The 20,724-nt window shown below is 72.6% G+C and carries 16 protein-coding genes and 1 riboswitch; of the genes, 3 read left to right on the top strand and 13 right to left on the bottom strand.

The features are described 5' to 3' along the window. Positions 1 to 90: 90 nt before the first annotated feature. Together ACOJVX_RS02800 and ACOJVX_RS02795 are read right to left on the bottom strand one after the other, a co-directional pair. Positions 91 to 918 (bottom strand): ABC transporter permease, encoded by an 828-nt coding sequence (locus ACOJVX_RS02800; RefSeq protein ID WP_081715205.1) that lies wholly within the window; start codon positions 916 to 918, stop codon positions 91 to 93. Further along, positions 915 to 1,946: an ABC transporter ATP-binding protein gene (locus tag ACOJVX_RS02795; RefSeq protein WP_051313334.1), complete on the bottom strand. Its 1,032-nt coding sequence runs from the start codon at positions 1,944 to 1,946 to the stop codon at positions 915 to 917. The genes ACOJVX_RS02800 and ACOJVX_RS02795 overlap by 4 nt, the downstream gene beginning before the upstream one ends. Positions 1,947 to 2,062: 116 nt before the next feature. Between ACOJVX_RS02795 and ACOJVX_RS02790 the strand changes: the two genes are divergently transcribed. Then, positions 2,063 to 2,905 (top strand): TetR/AcrR family transcriptional regulator, encoded by an 843-nt coding sequence (locus tag ACOJVX_RS02790; protein ID WP_162147265.1) that lies wholly within the window; start codon positions 2,063 to 2,065, stop codon positions 2,903 to 2,905. 441 nt (positions 2,906 to 3,346) lie between these two features. Here ACOJVX_RS02790 and ACOJVX_RS02785 read toward each other — a convergent pair whose 3' ends face one another. From ACOJVX_RS02785 to ACOJVX_RS02755, 7 genes are all read right to left on the bottom strand, one after another. Further along, entirely contained in the window at positions 3,347 to 5,149 is a 1,803-nt protein-coding gene (locus ACOJVX_RS02785) for an ABC-F family ATP-binding cassette domain-containing protein (protein WP_422647217.1), read from the bottom strand. A gap of 234 nt (positions 5,150 to 5,383) precedes the next feature. Next, positions 5,384 to 6,331 carry an ESX secretion-associated protein EspG gene (locus ACOJVX_RS02780; RefSeq protein WP_422647216.1) on the bottom strand — a complete coding sequence of 316 codons (948 nt, stop codon included), beginning with the start codon at positions 6,329 to 6,331 and terminating at the stop codon, positions 5,384 to 5,386. 271 nt (positions 6,332 to 6,602) lie between these two features. Further along, positions 6,603 to 7,568 (bottom strand): 4-(cytidine 5'-diphospho)-2-C-methyl-D-erythritol kinase, encoded by a 966-nt coding sequence (locus ACOJVX_RS02775; protein ID WP_026417412.1) that lies wholly within the window; start codon positions 7,566 to 7,568, stop codon positions 6,603 to 6,605. Between the two features lie 612 nt (positions 7,569 to 8,180). Continuing rightward, the gene (locus ACOJVX_RS02770) at positions 8,181 to 9,038 is read right to left on the bottom strand and encodes a MetQ/NlpA family ABC transporter substrate-binding protein (RefSeq protein WP_026417413.1); all 858 of its coding nucleotides are present in this window, start codon (positions 9,036 to 9,038) and stop codon (positions 8,181 to 8,183) included. Between the two features lie 126 nt (positions 9,039 to 9,164). Further along, positions 9,165 to 9,851, bottom strand: a complete 687-nt coding sequence (locus ACOJVX_RS02765) for a methionine ABC transporter permease (protein WP_103055761.1) — start codon at positions 9,849 to 9,851, stop codon at positions 9,165 to 9,167. After that, the gene (locus ACOJVX_RS02760; protein ID WP_026417414.1) at positions 9,848 to 10,867 is read right to left on the bottom strand and encodes a methionine ABC transporter ATP-binding protein; all 1,020 of its coding nucleotides are present in this window, start codon (positions 10,865 to 10,867) and stop codon (positions 9,848 to 9,850) included. The genes ACOJVX_RS02765 and ACOJVX_RS02760 overlap by 4 nt, the downstream gene beginning before the upstream one ends. A gap of 212 nt (positions 10,868 to 11,079) precedes the next feature. Further along, positions 11,080 to 11,170, bottom strand: a riboswitch (SAM riboswitch). A 341-nt stretch (positions 11,171 to 11,511) separates the two neighbouring features. Beyond that, positions 11,512 to 13,032: an FAD-dependent monooxygenase gene (locus tag ACOJVX_RS02755; RefSeq protein ID WP_418155591.1), complete on the bottom strand. Its 1,521-nt coding sequence runs from the start codon at positions 13,030 to 13,032 to the stop codon at positions 11,512 to 11,514. Between the two features lie 50 nt (positions 13,033 to 13,082). On the opposite strand from ACOJVX_RS02755, the gene ACOJVX_RS02750 reads away from it, so the two are divergent. Continuing rightward, positions 13,083 to 13,814 carry a TetR/AcrR family transcriptional regulator C-terminal domain-containing protein gene (locus ACOJVX_RS02750; RefSeq protein ID WP_035273259.1) on the top strand — a complete coding sequence of 244 codons (732 nt, stop codon included), beginning with the start codon at positions 13,083 to 13,085 and terminating at the stop codon, positions 13,812 to 13,814. Positions 13,815 to 13,985: 171 nt separating this feature from the next. On the opposite strand, the gene rsmA is transcribed toward ACOJVX_RS02750, so the two are convergent. The 4 genes from rsmA to metG form a co-directional block, all read right to left on the bottom strand. Further along, positions 13,986 to 14,813 (bottom strand): 16S rRNA (adenine(1518)-N(6)/adenine(1519)-N(6))-dimethyltransferase RsmA, encoded by an 828-nt coding sequence (gene rsmA, locus ACOJVX_RS02745; RefSeq protein WP_418155590.1) that lies wholly within the window; start codon positions 14,811 to 14,813, stop codon positions 13,986 to 13,988. 91 nt (positions 14,814 to 14,904) lie between these two features. Then, the gene (locus ACOJVX_RS02740; RefSeq protein ID WP_162147266.1) at positions 14,905 to 16,029 is read right to left on the bottom strand and encodes a resuscitation-promoting factor; all 1,125 of its coding nucleotides are present in this window, start codon (positions 16,027 to 16,029) and stop codon (positions 14,905 to 14,907) included. A 332-nt stretch (positions 16,030 to 16,361) separates the two neighbouring features. Further along, positions 16,362 to 17,216 (bottom strand): TatD family hydrolase, encoded by an 855-nt coding sequence (locus tag ACOJVX_RS02735; protein WP_026417417.1) that lies wholly within the window; start codon positions 17,214 to 17,216, stop codon positions 16,362 to 16,364. Positions 17,217 to 17,329: 113 nt separating this feature from the next. Then, positions 17,330 to 19,120 carry a methionine--tRNA ligase gene (gene metG, locus ACOJVX_RS02730; protein WP_026417418.1) on the bottom strand — a complete coding sequence of 597 codons (1,791 nt, stop codon included), beginning with the start codon at positions 19,118 to 19,120 and terminating at the stop codon, positions 17,330 to 17,332. 217 nt (positions 19,121 to 19,337) lie between these two features. On the opposite strand from metG, the gene ACOJVX_RS02725 reads away from it, so the two are divergent. Further along, positions 19,338 to 20,702 carry an aminodeoxychorismate synthase component I gene (locus tag ACOJVX_RS02725; protein WP_425475824.1) on the top strand — a complete coding sequence of 455 codons (1,365 nt, stop codon included), beginning with the start codon at positions 19,338 to 19,340 and terminating at the stop codon, positions 20,700 to 20,702. Positions 20,703 to 20,724: the final 22 nt, after the last annotated feature.

The following is a 20,724-nucleotide window of genomic DNA, read 5'->3' as shown; positions in this document are numbered from 1 at the left end:
CCGGGGTCCGGTCCCGGTCAGCTTCCGCCGGACTACCGGTGACGGGTGCGGAACGGGGCAACCCCCGGGGCCGGGACCGCGCTTCGCGGGCTACCGGGCGGAGCGGCGGATCGTCCGGATCCCGACCGCCAGCCCACCCGCGCAGGTCAGTGCCGCCGCCACCGCGCCCCACAGGACGGTGGACGAGGCGAAGGTGCCCATGAACAGCTCTCGTTCGGCGTCGACGATGTAGGTGAGCGGGTTGAACCGTGCCACGGTCCGCATCCAGTCCGGGCCGGTCTCCAACGGGAGCATCATCCCGGACAGCAGGAGCAGGGGGAAGGTCAGTGACTGCTGCACCGTCCAGAACATCCATTCCTTCCCGCGCGTGGCGATCGCGAGGGCGTAGGACAGCGCGCCGAGGCCGATGCCGAACACTCCCAGGAGGAGGATCCCGACGAGCACGTGCGCGAGATGCGGCGTGACGCCGAGCGGTACGGCTACCAGCGTGATCACCAGTGCCTGGACGACCAGGGGCGCGAACTCCTTGAGCGCGCGCCCGGTGAGGATGGACGCGCGGGACAGCGGAGAGGCGAGGATGCGCTCGTAGGACCCGGTCTGCATCTCGTACTGGAGGTTCGACCCGGTCATGCCCGTGCCGAAGACGCAGATCATCACGATCACTCCGGGCAGGAACCACTCCAGGGCGCTCGCGTCGCCGATCCCGTCACCGCCGACCATGCCTCCCAGCAGTGGCGCGAACAGGGCCAGGAACACCAACGGCTGGAGCAGGGAGAAGACCAACGAGAACGGGTCGCGCAGCACGACCACGATCTCGCGGGTGAAGACAGCTCGCGTGTCGCTCAGGAAGCGACCGATGCGGCCGCCCGTGCCGTCCTCGTCGGCGGCGTGCACGTGTTCGATCGTCTGGGCGTTCATGCGGCATCCGCTCCGTCCGTGGTGTTCGCGGTCCTGGCCGCCGCCGAGCCGTCCTCCGCCGCGTCGGGGGTGTCGTCCTCGCGCAGGCTGCGGCCGGTGAGGTTGAGGAAGACGTCGTCGAGCGTGGCCTCTCGGATCGCCGCCGCCTCCGGGCGGGCTCCCGCCGCCTCCAGCAGGTGGAGGATGCCCGGCAGCTGCCGTGCGCCGTGGTCCGTCGCGAGGACGACCGCCTCCCCGGCCCGCTCCTCGAAGCGGTCGGCGTAGCGCTGGTCCGCCCGCAACGCCCGCTTCGCCACGTCGGCCTCGTCCACGGCGCCGAAGGTCAGGGTGATCACGTCGTCGGCGTGGTCGAGCTTGAGCCTGCCCGGCGAGTCGTCGGCGATGACCGTGCCGTGGTCGATCACGATGACGCGCTCGGCCATGTCGTCGGCCTCCTCCAGGTAGTGCGTGGTGAGCACGAGCGTCATGCCGAGGTCATCGCGCATCCGGATGATGTGTTCCCACAGGTTCGCCCTCCCCTGCGGGTCCATGCCGGTGGAGGGCTCGTCGAGGAACAGCAGCGGCGGGTGGTTCATCAGACCCATCGCGACGTCGAGGCGACGACGTTGCCCGCCGGAGAGGCTCATGACGGGGCGCTTCTCGAGCCCGTTCAGCTGTAGCGCGCGCAGGAGCTCCGCCGCGCGCTCGCGGGACACGGCCGGCGCGAGCCGGTGGAACGAGCCCTGGGCGCGCAGCTCGTCGATGACCCGGTAGTTGTGCCCGGCGCCGTTGCCCTGGCCGATGTAGCCGATGCGGCGGCGGACGAGGGCTGGTTGGGTGCGCACGTCCGCCCCGGCCACCCTCGCACTACCGGAACTCGGGCTGAGCAGGGTGGTGAGCATCCGCAGGGTGGTCGACTTGCCCGCTCCGTTCGGCCCCAGGAAGGCGACGAGCTCGCCCGGCGCGACGTCGAGGTCGACCCCCTTCACCGCGTGGACGAGCTGCTTCCCCCGCTGGAAGGTCTTGGTCAGACCCTCAGTGTGGATCATGGGAACCTTCATTCGCGTACGGTGTACCGAAAATGACGAGCGACATTAACATACGATGTACGGGAATTGCCACGAGGATTGTGCGATCCGGGCACGACGTCTGGGAGGCTGGTCGCGTGACTGACAGGAGACCGACGTCCGCTCCGACGGGGCAGGGAACATCGGAGCCCGCGAGCGCCTGCCCGCCGCCCGAGGCGGTGCCGAGGTCCACGGCGGAGGTCGCCCGCCGACTCGCCCTGCTGTGGGACCGCCCCACGCCGTCCCCGCTCGGGCGCCGGGCGCGGCTGAGCCTCACCGCGGTCGTGGACGCGGCCATCGGCCTCGTCCAGGAGTCCGGACTCGAGGCGCTCTCGATGCGCGGGGTGGCCGCGCGGCTCGGCGTGGGCGCCATGTCCCTGTACACCTACGTGCCCGGCCGCACCGAACTCGTCGACCTCATGATCGACCGCGCGTACGAGGCTTTCGAGCTCCCCGACCCGGAGGCCGACTGGCGTCCCGCCCTGGAGCAGTACGCGAGGCAGCTGCACGCGCTGCTCGGACGACATCCGTGGATGCTCACGCTCAACCGGACCCGGCTTCCGCTCGCACCGCACGTGCTCGACGCCGACGAGGCCGGGCTCCGCACGTTGATCGACACCGGACTGCCGGAACATCGGGTGGTCGAGGTGGTCGAACTCGTCAACGGGCTCGTCTGGGGCCTCGCCTCCACCGCCGCGCGCGAGGCCGCGGAGAGCAGTGAGACCGGCCAGGGGTACGGCGAGTACTGGCAGGAGTGGAGCGGTTTCTGGGTGACCTACTTCGACGTCGAGCGCTACCCGACGATGACGCGGGTCTACCAGGCTGGCGCGTTCGACGACGGCGTCGACTTCGACCGCGTCCTCGGTCGCCTGCTCGACAGCGTGGAGAACACGATCGACCAGTACTCCACCGGGGCGTCCCCGGCGTCTCGGCACGACTGAACGGAGCCAGCGCGGGGGCGAGTTCGCCGTGAGGGGTCAGCGTCCCCGACGTGCTGGGCGGTCTTCGACGGCGCACTCGCTGGGAGTCATCTCGATCGACGGGCCTGGCCGCGCCGGACGCCACCGGCGGCTGCTCACCCGGGCGCCGAGAGGTGCCCGGGGATGGCGGGGGCGGACGCGGGCCGGCCGGCCAACGGTCGACGCCGTGGGGACGTCGAGCGGACCGGCCGCCCTCGCCCCGGGGACCGCTGCCGCGGAATGGGCGCCCCACCACGGCATGCCATGCCAGCTGGATCGCGCCGGCACTCCGTCGGAGACCGGACCGGCGGCACGGCTCCGCCCCTGGCCAGGGACGCGACCGAGCACGGAGCCCCGAGGAGGGGACTCCGGACCACGTGGGCGGGCGCGCACCACGCGCCCCTCATGCTCCCGGCGCCCGGCTCAGCCCTCCGCCAGTTCGGCGGCGGCCAACCACTCCAGCTCGACCTCCTCCTTCTCCGCGACGACCTTGCGGAGTTCGGTGTCGAGCTCGGTCAGGCGGTGCGGGTCGCTGCCGGCCTCGGCGATGGAGTCGTTGATCCGCTCCTCCTTCGCCGTCAGCGTGTCGAGCCGACGCTCCAGCTTGGCGAGCTGCTTGCGGGCGGCGCGCTGTTCGGCGGCCGTCGCCTTCGCGGCGGCGCTCTTCCCGCCGCCGGCCGGGGAGACCGAGGAGGTCGTCCCGCCACCGCCCCGGCCCGAGTCCAGGTCCTCCTGGCGTCGACGCAGGTACTCCTCGATGCCCCCGGGCAGGCCGGTGATCACTCCGTCGCCGAAGAGGGCCACCACCTGGTCGCAGACCCGTTCCACGAGGTAGCGGTCGTGGGAGACGACCACGAGGGTTCCCGGCCACGAGTCGAGCAGGTCCTCCAGCTGCTGGAGCGTGTCGATGTCGAGGTCGTTGGTCGGCTCGTCGAGCAGCAGGACGTTCGGTTCCGCCATCAGCAGCCGGGCCAGTTGCAGCCGACGGCGTTCACCGCCGGAGAGGTCCGAGACCGGGGTCCACTGCCGCCCCTTGGGGAACCCGAGCCGTTCGGCGAGCTGGGACGCCGCGAGCTCCAGCTTGCCCAGCACGATCCGCTGGGCGATCTCCTCGATGGCTTCGAGGACCCGCAGGTCACCGGGCAGGTCGTCCAGTTCCTGCCGCAGGTGGGCCAGCCGGACCGTCTGCCCCCGCAGGCGGCGGCCACCGTCGGGTTCCCGCTCCCCCGCCAGCAGCCGCAGCAGGGTCGTCTTGCCGGACCCGTTCACCCCGACCAGGCCGATGCGGTCCCCCGGACCGATCCGCCAGGTGACCCGCGACAGCAGGGACCGCTCCCCGACGCGCAGGTCGGCGTCCTCGATCTCCAGGACGGTCCGCCCGAGCCGCCGCTTCGCGAAGCTCAGCAGTTGCACCGAGTTCCTGGGTTCCGGCACGTCGGAGATCAGCGCCTCGGCGGCCTCGATGCGGAACCGGGGCTTCGAGGTCCGGGCGGGCGCGCCACGCCGCAGCCAGGCGAGTTCCTTGCGGGCGAGGTTGCGCCGCCGGTCCTCGGCGGCCTGGGCCTGCCGCCCGCGCTCCGCCCTGGCGAAGATCCAGTCCGCGTAGCCGCCCTCGTACTGTTCGACGCGGCCGTCGACGACCTCCCAGGTCCGGGTGCAGACGGTGTCGAGGAACCAGCGGTCGTGGGTGACGACGATGAGCGCGCACCGGCGCGCGGTGAGGTGTTCGGCCAGCCAACGGACACCCTCGACGTCGAGGTGGTTGGTGGGCTCGTCCAGCACCACCAGGTCGAGCTCCTGGACGAGCGCGGCGGCCAGCGCCACTCGGCGTCGTTCACCACCGGAGAGCGTGCCGATGCGCGTGTCCAACCCCCGGTCGGTGATGCCCAGCCCGCCGAGCACGGAGCGCACCCTGGGGTCGGCCGCCCACTCGTGCTCGGCGGCGAATCCCAGGGGTTCCAGCACGGCCTGCCGGATGGTCGACGCCTCGGCCAGTTCGGTGCGCTGCGTCACCACGGCCATCCGCAGGTCGGACACGTGGCTCACCCGGCCCGAGTCGGGGGGCTCACTGCCGGCCAACACCTCGAGCAACGTGGTCTTGCCACCACCGTTGAGGCCGACCACGCCGACGCGTTCGCCGCGGGAGACACCGAGCGAGACGTGGTCCAGCAGGGTCCGCACCCCGTGCGACTTGGACACGTCCTCCAGGTTGACGAGGTTCACCATGCGTTGAGCCGCTCCGTGCTTCCGGCCGCCCGGCCCACCTCCCCGTGCGGGGGAGGACGCCGACGGCGGCCACGTTCCGTGCCGTCACTCCCTCCGAGACTACGCAAGGGAGGGTCGCGTCCGGCCCCGGACCTTCGAGGGCTGGCGGCCGGGCCCCTCGGCCGGGGCGGTCGGCGACCCCGGGCGGGGGAGGGGCCCACCGCCCCTCCCCCGGTCCGCTCGGACGCCGGCCGGTCACCGCCCCTCGCGGAGCGCCGTGATCGCCTCCCCGAGCTTCTGGGCGAACCTCCGGTGGTCGGCGCCGAAGAAGTTCGCCACCCGCCCGTTCGGGGACTCCGAGACCTGGTTGACGATCCGCCCGTCCTCGGTGTCCGACCACTGGATCAGGGGTGCCTTGGTCGTGCGCCCCAGCCGGTCCCGGACGGTGATCCCGATCTGGCCGGTACGGAGCCGGGGCTTCTCGAAGACCCGTTCCAGGGTCCGCACGGCCGAGCTCTGCGCTCCCGCCGCCCGGGGGCGGTCCTGCTCCAGGAAGCTGTGGTCCTCGTCGATCTCGTCGTCCCGGCGGTGCCGGCCCGTCGGCGCCGGGCGCGGCTCGGCGGCGGGCATCGGCAGGGTGACCGAGGGGATCGACGCCGCCGGCGCCTCGGGCAACAGGGCCAACGCCGAGTAGACGAGGCTGCTGGCCCTGATCTCCTCGACGCGGATGCCACCCCCGAGTTCCCCCCGGACCCGATACCCGACCTCACCGTTCCCGGCGACCAGCAGGGCCTGGTGCCCGCCCTGTTCCTTCAGGTCGGTCATCCAGATCATGTCGACGGCCAACGGTGGCCGGGCCATCATCAGCAGGGCGTCCTCGACCTCCGTGTTGGCGCGAATCCCGTCCCCGAGGCCGGAGGCGGCGAGCTGGTTGTAGACACGGCGGCGGATCTCCGCGCGCTCGTCCATGGTCTCGCCGTGGGACCTGACCCGTAAGGGGTAGGGGTGGCGGCCGAGGCCACCGTCCTCCCAGAGGATGTCGTACTGCTGCGCGGTGAGTCGGAACGAGAAGGACATGGTCAGCCGTTTCGGTTGGTCTGGTCGCGGTGGCTCGGTGGGCGGGCCGAGACCTGGAGGAGGGCCCACCGGGCCGGGAGCGGGCAGCGCGTGGCCGGTCCCCTTCGCACGGATCCCCTTGTCCACGCCGAACACCACCCGGCGGGGCTCCTCCCCCTCCGGGTCCGGTGCCCGCCGGCGTCGGCGACCCGCCCCCTGTTCACAGCAGCCAAACAGATTGGGTGCCCGCCGCGCAGTGAACTTCGATCAATTGCGACGTTCAGGTGATATCGACGTGAGGTGACGGTGGTCGACGCTCCCGCGCCCCCTCCGGGGGATGGGCGGAGGACCACTCCGGCACGCCGCCCTGGCGTGCCCGAGCCCGGGAGCGGGATCTCGCCACCGCTGACCGGTCGGATCAGGCGTGCACCTGGGGTGGGGTAGGGCGCGGGCTGTCCTCGCTGCTGACCACCCTGGCGCCCGGGACAGGACCGTGCGCGACCCGCACGGTGCGGCAGACCCCGACCCCGGAGAGCTCGGCGGCGACCCGGACGGCGGAGTCGCCGTCGGTGCACAGGAAGGCGCAACTGGGGCCGGAGCCGGAGATCATGCCGGCCACGGCTCCCGCGTTGACCCCGGCCCGCAACGTGCGGCGCAGGGCGGGACGGAGGGAGACCGCCGCCGCCTGGAGATCGTTGCCCAGGAGCAGCGCGAGTTGGAGCGGATCACCGGAGGACAGGGCCTCCAGCACCGGTTCCACGCCACCAACCCGGGGCGGCGAGCCCTCCCGGCGCAGCCTGTCCAGCTCTGCGAAGACGTCGGGGGTGGACAGACCCCGACTGGCGAGGGCGATGACCCAGTGGAAGGTGTGCCGGGACAACACCGGCACCAGCCGTTCACCCCGCCCCGTGCCCAGTGCGTAGCCGCCGTGCAGGGAGAAGGGGATGTCGCTGCCCAGGGTCGCGGCGACACCGGACAGCTCGTCCCGCCCCATCTCCAACCGCCACAGGTTGACCAACCCGACGAGGGTGGCCGCCGCGTCGGCACTGCCGCCGGCCATGCCGCCCGCCACCGGGATGGACTTGCGGATGTCGATCCTGACCTTCAGGTGGTCCGGGTCGCGGCCGACGTGCTCGGCGAGCGCCCGGGCGGCCCGCCACGCCAGGTTCGAGGAGTCGAGGGGGACGGTGTCCGCTCCCTCGCCCGTCACGTCGAGCCCGGGTTCGTCGGCGACGGAGACGGTGACCTCGTCGGTCAGCGACAGGGCCTGGAAGATCGTCGCCAACTCGTGGTAGCCGTCGTCCCGCGCGTCACCGACGGCGAGGTGGAGGTTCACCTTGGCCGGGGCTCGAACGGTCACCGGGGGCGGTACTACTGCCAGCACCCTTGCAGCCTACGGGCGTTTGGCCGATCTTCCGCCCCCGAACCGGTGAGGATCACTCTCCGTAGAGCGGAACCGCGCTGCCTCGCCGCGCCGACCGCTCGGTTCGGGTAGCCCGAACGGGCAGGTGGCCACGATCGGCCAACGATCGCGCCGGGCGTCCGGGCGTCCTCCGAACGGTGTTCCTCGTGCTCGTCCCCTGCGCTGGGCCGTCAGGGCGGCGGCCGGCCGCCCTGACGAGGTGTCCACCGAACCGACGGCGTCGAGATCCACCCGAACAGCGGCCGACGCGGAACCGGGGCAGGAGCCGCCCGGCCGACCCGGGGGCGGTGAGTCGAATCACAGCGACGGTGGGACATTCCCAGGCACGCGCGGCCCGACGAGCGGCCTCGACCGCGTCCGGCGGCTGGCTCCCCCGCCCTTCGGGGGCTCGTCGTCCATCCCCTCCCCCGAGAGGGATGGACGACTCGTCACCAGCCCTGGACGTGAACCAGCAGGGCCACGACCAGGAAAGGGTATCCGGCGGACGCGGGCCGGCATCGCGCCTCGGCTCCCGAGGGGGCTCCGGTCACGGCCGCACGGACGTCATGACCGCTCCCGACGGGAGGGCTGGCCTCAGAAGGCCGGGACGACGCTGCCGTCCTGGTAGGTCCCCTCGATGAACTCGCGGACCTCCTCGGAACGCAGCAGCTCGGTGAGCTGCTGGATGCGCTCGTCGTCCACCAGCTCGGGCAGCGTGACCAGGCCGTTCGCGTACGGGCTTTCCTCGCCGTCCTCCAGGAGGATGGCGTCCTCGGTCGGGTTGAGGCCGGCGTCGATGGCGTAGTTGCCGTTGATCACCGACGCGTCGGTGTCCGCGAGGCTCCTCGGCAGCTGGGCCGCCTCCAGCGGCTGGAAGCGCAGGTTCTTCGGGTTGTCCTCGACGTCCAGCTCGGTGGCGTTGTCCTCGGTGCCCTCGGCGAGCGTGATCAGACCGCTGTCGGCGAGCAGCCGCAGGCCGCGGGTCAGGTTGGCCGGGTCGTTGGCCAGCCCGATGACCGCCTCGTCCGGCAGGTCGTCGACGTCGTCGACCGACTCCGAGTAGAGCCCGAGCGGCTCGATGTGCACGCCCTCGACCCACTCGTAGTCGCCACCGTGGTCCAGCGTGAACTGCTCCAGGTAGGGGATCGTCTGGAAGTAGTTGGCCTCCAGCGACCCGTCCCGCAGCGCCGTGTTCGGCTGCACGTAGTCGGTGAACTCGACGACCTCGATCTCCAGGCCGGCGTCGGCGGCCAACTCCTCCTGGACGAAGTTCAGGATCTCCGCGTGCGGGGTGACGGACGCGCCGACGCGCAGCGGACCGTCGGCGGTGACCGGGGCCTGGGTGTCGGTGTCACCGCCCCCGTCGGACGCGGTCTCGCTGTTCCCGCAGGCGGCGAGCGTGGTGACGGCGGCGGCCGCGATGGCGACGGCGGTCAGGGAACGGTGTCGCACTCCCGGTTTCCTCTCTCCTGGCGCCGGCCCGTGGGCAGGCGCGTCTGCCGCGCCCGGGCATGGTCGTCCCCGGCACGGGTGTACTTGCTGGTGTGCCGCTCCCCGGTGGCGGGGGCGGCGCGGGTGTCACACCCGCAGCGCCGACCGTCGACGGTCGATGGTGCGTGCGATGAAGTCCGAGGTCAGCTGGGTGAGCCAGGCGAGCCCGCCGAGCACCAGCACGGACGCCAGCAGGATCCGCTCGTCGTTGCGCTGGTAGCCGTGCCGGATCGCGAGGTCACCGAGCCCGCCACCGCCGATCACCCCGGCCATCGCCGAGTAGCCGATCAGGGTGACCGCCGTGACTCCGATCGCCGCGACCAGGGCGGGCCCCGCCTCGCGGAGCAGCACGCTCCGGACGAGGCGGAGCCTGCTGGCCCCGGTGGTGATGGCCGCCTCCACGACGGCCACGTTGACCTCCCGCAACGCCGACTCCACGAGCCGGGCCACGAAGGGCACCGCCCCCACCGTGAGCGGCACGATGACCGCGGTGGGGCCGATGGTCGTCTGCACGAGCGCCCTGGTGAACGCGCTGAGCACCACCAGGAGCACCACGAACGGGAGCGAGCGGCCGACGTCGACCACCACTCCCAGCACGCGGTGCGTGATCCGCCGAGGGGACAGCCCTGTCGGCGAGGTCATGTGCAGCACGATGCCGAGGGGGATCCCGCCGAGGGCGGCGAGCAGGGTGGCGATGCCGACCATGTAGACGGTGTCCCCGGTGGCACTGATCACCAGGTCGAAGACCCGGTCCCACGGGGTGGGTTCCCTCACGCGGCAAGTCCTCCGATATCGCGTGGCGCGCGGCGGATGACGGCGTCCCGTTCCGCGAGCCAGCTCAGCGCCCGTTCCGAGCGCTCGCCGTTGATTCCGATCTTGAAGCGGGCGACGGGTGTCTCACCGAGCCTGGTGAGCCCACCGCCCAGGATGGCCAGCTCCACGTCGTGGCGGTGCGCCGCCTCGGGGAGCAGGGCTCCCACGGCGGCGAACCCGACGAGGACCACCTCGGCGACCACGTCGTACTGGCCGATCTCGCGAGGCGTGGTGCCGGCCTGGTCGACCTCGGGGAGCAGGGAGGCCGTGATCCGGCTGCCTGGCTGGGTGAGCAGGTCCAGCACCTTGCCGTGCTCGACGACCCGCCCTCCCTCCAGGACCGCGACATCGTCGCAGATGCGGCGGACGACGGCCATGTCGTGGGTCACCACGAGCACCGTCACCCCGAGCTCGGAGCGCACCCGGTCGAGCACCGCGAGCACCGAGCCGGTCGTCTCCGGGTCGAGGGCCGAGGTGGGTTCGTCGGCGAGCAGCACCGAGGGGCTGGCCGCCAGCGCCCTGGCGACCGCGACGCGCTGCCGCTGGCCACCGGAGAGCTGGTCGGGGTAGCTGCCGGCCTTGTTGGTGAGGCCGACCAGGTCGAGCAGTTCGGCGACCCTGGCGCGCCGGGCCGGCGCGGCCACCCCGGCGCTCTCCAGGGGGAGGGCGACGTTGCCGGCGGCGGTGCGCTGCCGCAGCAGGGAGTCACCCTGGGGGACGACGCCGATCCGGCGACGCGCGTCCCGCAGCTCACGGCCGCGCAGGGCCACCAGGTCGACGCCCTCGACGCGGATCGATCCCCGGTCGGGGCGTTCCAGCAGGGCGACGCAACGGGCGAGGGTGGACTTGCCGGCGCCGCTCGGGCCGACGACGCCGCAGACCGTTCCGGCCGGGACGCTGAGGGAGACACCGTCCAGGGCGAGCACGTGCTCGCCCTTACCGGGGAAGCTCTTGGTGAGGTTCTCGACAGTGATCATTGTTCGCTCCACACGACGGCAGCCAGCCACACGCGACCGCGCGCGAGGGCGCGGCGGTACGGGTGGGATGGTCAGGAAGAAGACGAGGACCAGGGGTGTTCCGCGGGACCGGTGACGTCCTTCAGCTGCCCATGAGTGGACAGCCGGACGTGGTCCGGCGGCCGTGGTCGACCACGCGTCGTCGGGTCAGGGCGGTGGCGATCAACATGCTCGCTCCATCGATCCTGGCGTTAGCACCTGCCCGCGAACGGGTGGTTGCTGCGGCGTCAACGAGCCAGGTCTCTCGGCCGCTCCGGATGGGCTGTCGCGATGAGTAAACCGAACGGAAACGTCCGCCCGCAAGTAGTTGGGGGTAGATCTGTGCCACACTGCCCGACCGGCCTAACGAGCACCGAGGGTGATCACCGCCCTCCGGCAGGGGTGCCCCCACCCGCGAAGGGGGACGGACGGGGCGGTGGGCCTCCTGGTCGGCCGGTGCTCCGCCGGCCGGATGCCCCGCCGGCACCGGGCGACCGCCCCCACCCGCCGAGGCCGGTCGGTTCGGGGGTTCGGCGGAAGGCGGCCGGTGGTCGGAGCCGGGCGCCGGGCGGCCGGTCCTCGCGGACCGACCGCGCGCCGGTCACCCGGGTCGCGACCGGCTGGGGTCAGCCCCGACCGCTGAGAACCGCGGCCACCACGTCGGGGAGGGTGTCGGCGGGGTCCCGGGGTGCCGTCGGGCAGCGCCAGGCGATCACGTGGTCGGGGCGCACCAGCAGCGCTCCGGTGCCGGTGATGCCCACGCTCGCGGCCCAGGCCGGGTCGTCCACCCGGCGGTGCTCGACCCCGGGCGTGGCGGACGCGGCCCGCTCCCACGTGTCGCTGGCGCCGAGCAGGGTCAGTCCCCTGCCGACGAGGTCCAGGGCCGACCGGTCCGGGCCGAGCCTGTGGTGCGGGAGTCGCGATCCCGGCTGCCCGGTGAGCCCCAACCGGTCGAGCGGCGCGAGGGAGCCGTCGGGGACGAAGGCGCCGGCCGGGTACTGGTAGCCCATGAGGAGGGCCACGGGGTCGTGCGACGGGGTGCCGTCCCCTGACTCCACGCCCAGTTGGCGCAGGTTCGCCGTCTGCGCGCTGGCCTGGTCGGCGGTGAGCCACCCCAACCAGTGGCGCTCGACCTGGTAGCTGTCCAACAGGGATCGGGGAGCCGTACCGGAGACCACCCGGGCGAGCTTCCAGGCGAGGTTGTGGACGTCCTGGATGCCGGTGTTGGCACCGGCGGCGAGGTAGGGGGGCATGACGTGGGCGGCGTCGCCGGCGAGGAAGATCCGCCCGGCCGAGAAGCGGTCCGCGACGAACATCCCGGGTTCCCAGTCGAGGGCGCTGAGGATGCGCACGTCCAGGTCGGGCACTCCGGTCGCGGTGCGCACCGCCCGCGCCCAACCCGCGTGGTCCCGGCCGGGGGCCGGGTCGGCCATGAGCAGCCAGCGCCGGACCCCGTCGACGGTGAGCAGCATGCTCGGCACCTCGGGGTGCTCGATCTGGCACAGGTTGAACTCCCGGCCGCGCACCTGCGCGGAGAGGTCGGCCTCGAAGTAGACGTTGGTGGACCTCCCCAGGGTCCCTCGCCCGCTCCTGGCGATGCCCAACCGTTCCCTGATCGGGCTGTGCGCGCCGTCCGCCGCGATGAGGTACCGCGCCCGGATGGCACCGACGCGGCCGTCGGGGTCGCGGACGGTGGAGGTGACGGAGGTGCCGTCGTCCACCACCTCCAGCACGCGGTGTCCGAACCGCAGGTCGGCCCCGCGTTCGGTCGCCAGGGCGCGCAGCACGGGTTCCAGGGTGTCCTGGGCGCAGAGGCAGGAGTCGGACGGTGAGATCTCCGGTGCCGGGTCGTCCTCGCCGTGCCCCCAGGAGAGCGGTTCCGCCTCCACGAGCGTCCGGCCGGCCGCCATCCCCTCGAAGTCCGCGAGTGCCGCCGCGGCGGCCATCACGTCGGCCTCGGCGTCGACCTGGCGGAACAGTTCCATCGTCCGGAGATTGATCCGGCGGGCCTTGGGTTGCGGCGACGTGGTGTCCCGCTTCTCCACCAGCACGGCGGGGACACCGTGCCACTCGAGGAAGAGGGCGGCGGACAGCCCGACCAGACCGCCGCCCACGATCAGGACCTCAGTTTCGTGTACGTCGTACATCACATGTACTTAGTACACCAATGGTTAGATGCGCGCGAAGGAGGTGTCCCTTGAGCAACGCGGTACCCGGACAGCCCGGAGCGCTCGTATGGACCCTGCCGGAGCCGCCGGGCCGGACGACGACCACGCTGAGCAGGGCCGCGATCGTGCGGGCCGCGGTCGCGGTCGCGGACGCCGAGGGCGCCGCCGCCGTCACCATGCGCCGGGTCAGCTCCGAGCTGGGCTCGTCCACCCCCATGTCGCTCTACCGGTACGTGGGCAGCAAGGACGGCCTCGTCGACCTGATGATCGACGCCGTCTACGGGGAGATCCCCGTGCCGGACGAACCGGTCGGCGACTGGCGGTCGGAGCTGGAACCGCTCTGCCACCGGGCCTGGTCGGTGATCCGGCGGCACCTCTGGTTCGGCGAACTCGTGCACCTGCGGCCACCCTTCGGCCCGAACGCCCTGCGCTACCTGGACTTCCGGCTGGCGGCGCTGGAACCCCTCGGCCTCCCGGCACGGGAACTCACCCGCATCACCGCGGCCCTCGACGGCCACCTGATCGGCTCGGCGCTCCAGCTCGCCGAGGAGACCCGGATGCGCCGGTCCAGCGGGCTGGCCGACGAGGCCGAACTCCGGGACTCGGTGCGGCCCTACCTGTCGTCCGTCACGGCCGGTGGCCGCTACCCGGCCTTCTCCCGGTGGGTCGGCGCGACCACCGACAACGACCTGGACGACCACGTCGAGTGGACGTTGCGCTGCCTGCTGGACGGCATCCAGGCGAGCCTGCGCCGCGACTGACCGGGGTTCGGGGAGCCTCGAGCGCCGAGCCGCTCCCGGCGGCCACGGCGGGCACCGGGACCGCCGGTCGAACCGGGGCCGGGGTGGCACGTGCCACCCGGGCCCGCCACCCGGGACCACGGGCGAGTGGACCGGCCGAGCAGCGGGCGCCCGGTCCGGTGGGCGTGGCGCTCAGCCGACCTCCGTGGCGAGCAGGATGCGTTCGGCGCGGGCGATGCGGACGAAGCCGTCCACCGGCAGCTGCTCGCCCCGGGTGGCCGGCGGCACGTCGGCGGCGAGCAGGATGCGTTCGGCGCGGGCGGCGGAGCCGGCCCAGCCCGCCAGGGCGGCGCGGAGGGTCTTGCGGCGTTGCGCGAAGGCGGCGTCGACCACGCGGAACACCGCGTCGCGGTCGACGCCGGTCGGGGAGTCCCGGCGGTGGAGGGCGACCAACCCGGAGTCCACGTTGGGCACCGGCCAGAAGACACCCCGGGGGATCGTGCCGGCCCGCCGGACGTCGGCGTACCAGGCGGCCTTGACGCTGGGCACCCCGTAGACGCGGCTGCCGGGGCCGGCGGCGAGGCGTTCGGCGACCTCGGCCTGCACCATGACCAGGGCGGTGCGCAGGGTGGGGACCTCCGCGAGCAGGTGCAGCACCACCGGGACGGCCACGTTGTAGGGGAGGTTGGCGACCAACGCGGTGGCCCCGGCGAGCTGGTCGCCGGTGACGCGCAGGGCGTCCTCGTGGAGCACGGTGAGCCGGTCCCGCAGCTCGGGGGCGCGGTCGGCCACGGTGCGCGGCAGCCGGTCGGCGAGCACCGGGTCGATCTCGACGGCCAGCACCCGCTGGCAGGCGGGCAGCAGGGCGAGCGTGAGCGAGCCGAGCCCCGGGCCGACCTCGACCACGACGTCGTCGGGACGCAGGTCGGCGGCGCCGACGATGCGGCGCACCGTGTTGGCGTCGTGCACGAAGTTCTGGCCCAACTTCTTGGTGGGCCGGACGCCCAGCTGCTCTGCCATCCGACGGACGTCGGCCGGGCCGAGCAGCGCGCTCGACCCGGCCGGGGTTCCGCCGCGCGGATCGTCGTTCACTCCGCGAGACACTACGTCATCACGTGGGCAGCCCCAGCTTGGCGGCGCAGCCCGGCCACGAGCCGTAGCTGCCGCCGTTCGCGTCGCGGAGCCGGGTGGCGACCGCGATCTGCTGTTCTCGGGACGCCTCGTTGGGGTAGTTGGCGTACTGCTGGCCGCCGTAGGCGTCCCAGGTGGGCTTGCTGAACTGGAGGCCGCCGTAGTAGAGCCCGTTGGCGCTGACGATCTGCCAGTTGCCGGTGGACTCGCAGTGGGCGAGGCGGTCCCAGACCCCTCCGTCCTGCACCGGGGGCGCATCCGCTGCCGGCGGCTGCTTGGTGCCGACCCGCACGACCCTGTTCTCGGCCTCGCGGATCACCTCGTCGCGGATCTGCTCCCGTTCCGTCTCCTCGCCGTTGACGAGGGTCACCAGGTAGGTCAGTTCGCGCAGCCCGGGGCGGCCCTCCTCCTCGACCTCCTCCTCACCCTTCTCCATCTCCGGGTCGTCGATCCGCTCCTCGTCGGGAGTGATCTCGACCTCCTCGGTGCGTTCCTCGGAGCGGATCCGGGTGACCTCGATGGTGAGGTCGTTGACGAGTTTCGTGTCGGCGGGGGGCGTGACCTCGTCGTCGCCCTCCAGCGCGACCCCCTGGTCCGCCAGCAGTTCCCCGACGGTGGCCGAGGTGGTGGCCACCTGGCGGGGGTCCTCCGCGCCGTCGAGGAGCGTGACGAGCTTGGAGGTCTTCAGGTCGACCGTCATCCCGTCGAGGGGGATGCGCTGGTGCCGGTCGACGGAGAGTTCGGCGTCGTTGGTGGGCATGCCGAGTTCGTTGAGGGCGTCGTCCAGGGTCAGCGCGTGGGTCCAGACCTCGCGCTCCTCGCCGTCCACTCGGAGGGTGAGCAGTCGGCCGCGCTTGAGGACCACCTGGCTTCCGTCGACGACGGTCGCCTGCGCCGCGGGGGCGAGTGCGTCCTGTTCGCCGGCCTCGAAGCCCGCGGTGGCCAGGACGCCGGCCACGGTCGATGCGAAGGTGCGGACGATCCGCTGTTCGTCGTCCACCGTGAGCGTGATGGACTTGTCCATCGCGATCGCGGTACCGGAACCACCGATCAGGACGGTCAGGACAGCGACGATCACCGCGCGCAGAAACGTGCGTTTGTTCACCTGTCGTCCAGCCTTCGTGCCTCCGGGCAGGGGCGGCTCAAGGTGTTTCTGGGGTCGTTGCGGTTCGTCCCTCAACCCCGACGCGTGGCCGTCGGCCACGCCAGAACCACGACTGGACCGGTTGTCCCGCGACGCGGCGGAGCGCCGTCCGCCCGCCCGCCACGGGTGTCGCGCGAGGCGGGGCGGTCGGTGACGCCTGGTAGGCGTGCACCGCGCACGTCGGCGGAGCCACCTCGGTGTCCCCATCCCGGCTTACGATCTCGGGACCGTAACGGCATTCGGCGTGGGGGCCAAGAGATCAACCTGGGCTGTGCTCGCGATCACCCAAAAATTCACTCGTTCGCACTAGTGGACGTCGGTTCCGTGACCGATTTCAACCCGAAGATCCGGTCCGCCGTCCGGTTCGCGGCCGCCGCGACCGCCAGTTCGGTCACACCACGTAGTCGTGCCAGCTCCCGCACGGTGTAGGCGGCACAGTAGGGCTCGTTCGGCCGTCCCCGGAACGGGTGAGGCGTGAGGAACGGCGCGTCGGTCTCCACCAACAGCTGGTCCTCGGGCACCAGCGCCGCGGCGGCGTGCAGGTCGCGCGCGTTGCGGAAGGAGACGGTGCCGGCGAAGGACAACACGTAGCCGGCGTCGACGCACCGCCGCGCGAAGTCCTCGTCCCCCGAGAAGCAGTGGAAGACGACGTGCTCCGGCGGCCCCTCCTCCTCCAGGACCCGCAGGATGTCCTCGTGGGCTTCCCGGTCGTGGATCATCAGCGGCTTGCCGACGCTCTTGGCCAGCGCCACGTGCCAGCGGAACGCCGCCAGCTGCGCGGCGGGTGGCGAGTAGTCCCAGTAGTAGTCCAACCCGGTCTCCCCCACCGCGACGACCCTCGGGTCGGCCGCCAGCGCGGCCAGTTCCTCGCGGACCGGCTCCGGGAACTCGGCGGTGCGGGTGGGGTGCAGGGCCACGGCCGCGAACACCCGGGGGTCCCAGTGCGCGGCCCGCACCGCCCACCGGGCCGAGCCGAGGTCGTCGGCGACCGTGATCACCCGGGTGACGCCGGCGGAGGCGGCCCGGTCGACCATCGCGGCCACCTCGGAGGCGGTCCGCGCCCCACAGGCGTCCAGGTGCGTGTGCGCGTCGACGGTGTCCGCCGCGAGGCGTTCCGGGACAGGCGGTGGCTGGCGACGGTCACTCACGGCGTGGTCCTTTCCACGGGACGGATGCGGCGGCGGGCCGGCGGTGGGCACGGCGGAGGCGGGACGGTGCCGTGGCCGCCGTCCCGCCTCGTCGTACGTCGCGCCTGGTCGCCCTAGGAGATCGGAGCCCACTCCGGGCCGGTCTCGCCCAGCTCCGGGTCGAGCTTGGAGAACAGCGGGCTCGGCTTGCTCAACGGGGTTCCCGGCTGGATCTCCCGGGACTCCCAACTGGCCTGCTCCGCCGCGTAGTCGCCGGTCAGGATCGGGTACTCCCTGCCGGGCACGTCGAGGTCCTCGACATCCCGCAGTTCGGGCTGCGCCGCCCACACACCGCTCCCGCCGAGGAGCTCGTGCACCCGCTGCGCGGAGTGCGGCAGGAACGGCGTCAGCATGGTGTTGGCGTCCGAGACCACCTGGAGCGCGGTGTGCAGGATGGTGTCCCTGCGCTCCGGGTCGTCCTTGCGCTTCCACGGCTCCTGGTCGGAGAGGTACTTGTTGGCCGCGCTGACCACCCGCATCGCCTCGGTGGCCGCCGCCCGGAAGCGGGACCGGGCGAGGTGGCCGCCGACGACGTCGAACGCCCCCCTGGCCAGGGACTTGAGCTGTTCGTCCTCGGCGGTGGGGGCCACCGGTGCGGGAACGGCACCCACGTTCTTCGCCGCCATCGCCACGGAACGGTTGACCAGGTTCCCCCACTCGTTGGCCAGCTCGAAGTTGGTCCGCCGGACGAACTCCTCCCAGGTGAAGTCGGTGTCCTGGGTCTCAGGGCCGGCGACGGAGATGAAGTAGCGGAGGGTGTCCGGGCCGAACTCCCGCAGGAAGTCGTTGACGTAGATGACGGTGCCGCGCGAGGTGGAGAACTTCGAGCCGCTCATGGTGAGGAACTCGCTGGAGACGATGTCGTCCGGCAGGTTCAGTTCACCGAAGGCACCGGGGTTGCCCCCCTTGTCCCCCGTCCCGTTGTGCCCCAGCAGCAGGGCCGGCCAGATCTGGGCGTGGAAGGTGATGTTGTCCTTACCCATGAAGTAGTGGCCCTGGGCCTTCGGGTCGGTCCACCAGGCCTTCCACGCGTCCGGGTCCCCGGATCGACGGGCCCACTCGACGCTCGCCGAGAAGTAGCCGATGACCGCGTCGAACCACACGTAGAACCGCTTCAGGGGCTGGTCCCGCCAGCCGTCCAGCGGCACCGGCACTCCCCAGTCGAGGTCGCGGGTGATCGGCCGGGGTCGCATGTCGTCGACCAGGTTCCTGGTGAAGTTCAGGACGTTGGGCCGCCAGTCGGTCCTGGTGGTCAACCACTTCCCGAGGGTCTCGGTGAAGGCGGGCAGGTCGAGGAAGAGGTGTTCGGTCTCGACGAACTCGGGCTTCTCCCCGTTGATCCTGGACCGGGGGTTGATCAGTTCGGCCGCGTCCAGCTGGTTGCCGCAGTTGTCGCACTGGTCGCCGCGCGCACCGTCGTACCCGCAGATCGGGCAGGTGCCCTCGATGTAGCGGTCGGGCAGCGTCCGTCCCGTGGAGGGGCTGACCGCGCCGGTGGTGGTGCGCGCGGTCACGTAACCGTTGCGGTGCAGCGCCAGGAAGATCTCCTGCACCACCTGGTAGTGGTTGCCGGTGGTCGTGCGGGTGAACAGGTCGTAGGACATGCCCAGACCGCGCAGGTCCTCGGCGATCATCCGGCTGTACTTGTCAGCGGTCTGCCTGGGCGTCAGACCCTCCTTGTCCGCCTGGACCAGGATCGGCGTGCCGTGTTCGTCCGTGCCGGAGACCATGAGCACCCGGTTCCCGGCCATTCGCTGGTAGCGGGAGAAGACGTCGGAGGGGACACCGAAGCCGGAGACGTGACCGATGTGGCGGGGGCCGTTGGCGTAGGGCCAGGCCACCGCGGTCAGAACGGGGGCACTCATGCGTTCAGCCTACGGACGCGTGACGCCCCGGCCCCCACGGGTGCCGGGGCGGACGTCGTGACGACACCGCCCCGCCGGCGGCGCGGGCCGGACGCGCCGCCCGGGTCGGCGGATCGGCCCGGCGGAACCGGAACGGCCGGGGCTCACCCCTCCCCGGGCCGTCGCGCCGGTCACCCCCGCTTGGTTTCGGTGGGCGCGCCGGGTTGGATGGGCCGTCGTGCGAACGGTGGCGTGGCGCTGGGACGTGCCGGGCGGAACGACGCCCGGTGAGGTGCTCGACGCGCTCGGCGCGCGGGCCGCGAGGAGCGGGACGCCGGGGCCCGCCGCCCTGAGCGGCGACTGGTTCGGGTCGGCGGCGGTGATCGCCCCGTCGGTGCGGCTGGAGCCGGTGCCGCCGGCCGAGGCGTTCCACCGGCCGGTCACCTGGCCGGTGACCGAGGACCCGGGGCTGCCCGCCGGGGTGGTGGGCGGTGGCTGGTTCGGCTACCTGGGCTACGGCCTCACCGACCCGGGGGTCTGGGACCGGGCCCGCCGGATGCCGGCGGCGGTGTGGGGGTACGCGGACCACGTGCTGCGCCTCGACCAGGACGGGAACTGGTGGTTCGAGGCACTGGTCCCGGCGGGCGGGGAGGAGCCGGTGGCGCTGGCCGCCGAGCTGGCCGAGGTGGCCCGGGCCGACGGGTGCCCGGTGCGGGGCGACGGCGACGATCCGGGGATGGCCGGTCCACCGGCGAGGAGCCCGGTCCGGTTACCGGGAGCGGAACGGCACGAGGGGGCGGTCCTCGGCGCCTTGGCCGCCATCGGCGCGGGTGAGGTCTTCCAGGCCAACGTGTGCACCGAGATCAGGGCTGGTTTCCAGGGCGACCCGTTGGAGCTGTTCGTCCGGGGGGTGTCGACCCTGGCGCCGGCGCGGGCCGCCTACCTGTCCGGTGGTTGGGGCGCGGTGGTGTCGTTGTCCCCCGAGCTGTTCCTGGCCCGCCGGGGCCGCACGGTGCGCACCAGTCCGATCAAGGGCACGCTGCCCCGCCGGGGCCCCGCCGACGACGGGAACGCGGGCCGGCTGCGGGCCTCGGTCAAGGACGTCGCGGAGAACGTGATGATCGTCGACATGGCCCGCAACGACCTGGGCCGGGTGTGCCAGCCGGGCAGTGTCACCGTTCCCTCCCTGTTGGGCGTCGAACCCCACCCGGGGGTGTGGCACCTGGTGTCCACCGTGGTGGGCGAGCTCCGCCGGGGCGTGTCCGACGCCGAGCTGTTGGCCGCCACCTTCCCGCCGGCCTCGGTCACCGGAGCGCCCAAGGTCCGGGCACTGGAGCTGATCGCCGAACTGGAGGCGACGCCGCGTGAGGTCTACTGCGGGGCGGTCGGCCTGGTGTCGCCGGTGGCCGGGATGGAACTGAACGTCGCGATCCGCACCCTGGAGTACGCGCCCACCCCGGGTGGCGCCGAGCTGGCGCTGGGGGTGGGCGGCGGGATCACCGCCGACTCCGTCCCGGCGGTGGAGTGGGCGGAGTGCCGCACCAAGGCCGCACCGCTGCTGGCGCTGTTGGCGGACCAGGAGCGGTCCGAGGTCCGGGGGTGAGGTCAGGCCGGAGCGCGACCCG

It is taken from the genome of Actinoalloteichus caeruleus, assembly GCF_049311605.1.
In the GTDB taxonomy this organism is placed as follows: Bacteria; Actinomycetota; Actinomycetes; order Mycobacteriales; family Pseudonocardiaceae; genus Actinoalloteichus_B; species Actinoalloteichus_B caeruleus.
This window is presented reverse-complemented; position numbering and strand designations above follow the sequence as displayed.

What these genes read in the sequence shown, in the direction of transcription:
- ACOJVX_RS02800 (WP_081715205.1), bottom strand. Translation starts at nt 918, where the DNA reads ATGAACGCCCAGACGATCGAACACGTGCACGCCGCCGACGAGGACGGC.
- ACOJVX_RS02795 (WP_051313334.1), bottom strand. Translation starts at nt 1,946, where the DNA reads ATGATCCACACTGAGGGTCTGACCAAGACCTTCCAGCGGGGGAAGCAG.
- ACOJVX_RS02785 (WP_422647217.1), bottom strand. Translation starts at nt 5,149, where the DNA reads ATGGTGAACCTCGTCAACCTGGAGGACGTGTCCAAGTCGCACGGGGTG.
- ACOJVX_RS02760 (WP_026417414.1), bottom strand. Translation starts at nt 10,867, where the DNA reads ATGATCACTGTCGAGAACCTCACCAAGAGCTTCCCCGGTAAGGGCGAG.
- ACOJVX_RS02755 (WP_418155591.1), bottom strand. Translation starts at nt 13,032, where the DNA reads ATGTACGACGTACACGAAACTGAGGTCCTGATCGTGGGCGGCGGTCTG.
- rsmA (WP_418155590.1), bottom strand. Translation starts at nt 14,813, where the DNA reads ATGGCAGAGCAGCTGGGCGTCCGGCCCACCAAGAAGTTGGGCCAGAAC.
- metG (WP_026417418.1), bottom strand. Translation starts at nt 19,120, where the DNA reads ATGAGTGCCCCCGTTCTGACCGCGGTGGCCTGGCCCTACGCCAACGGC.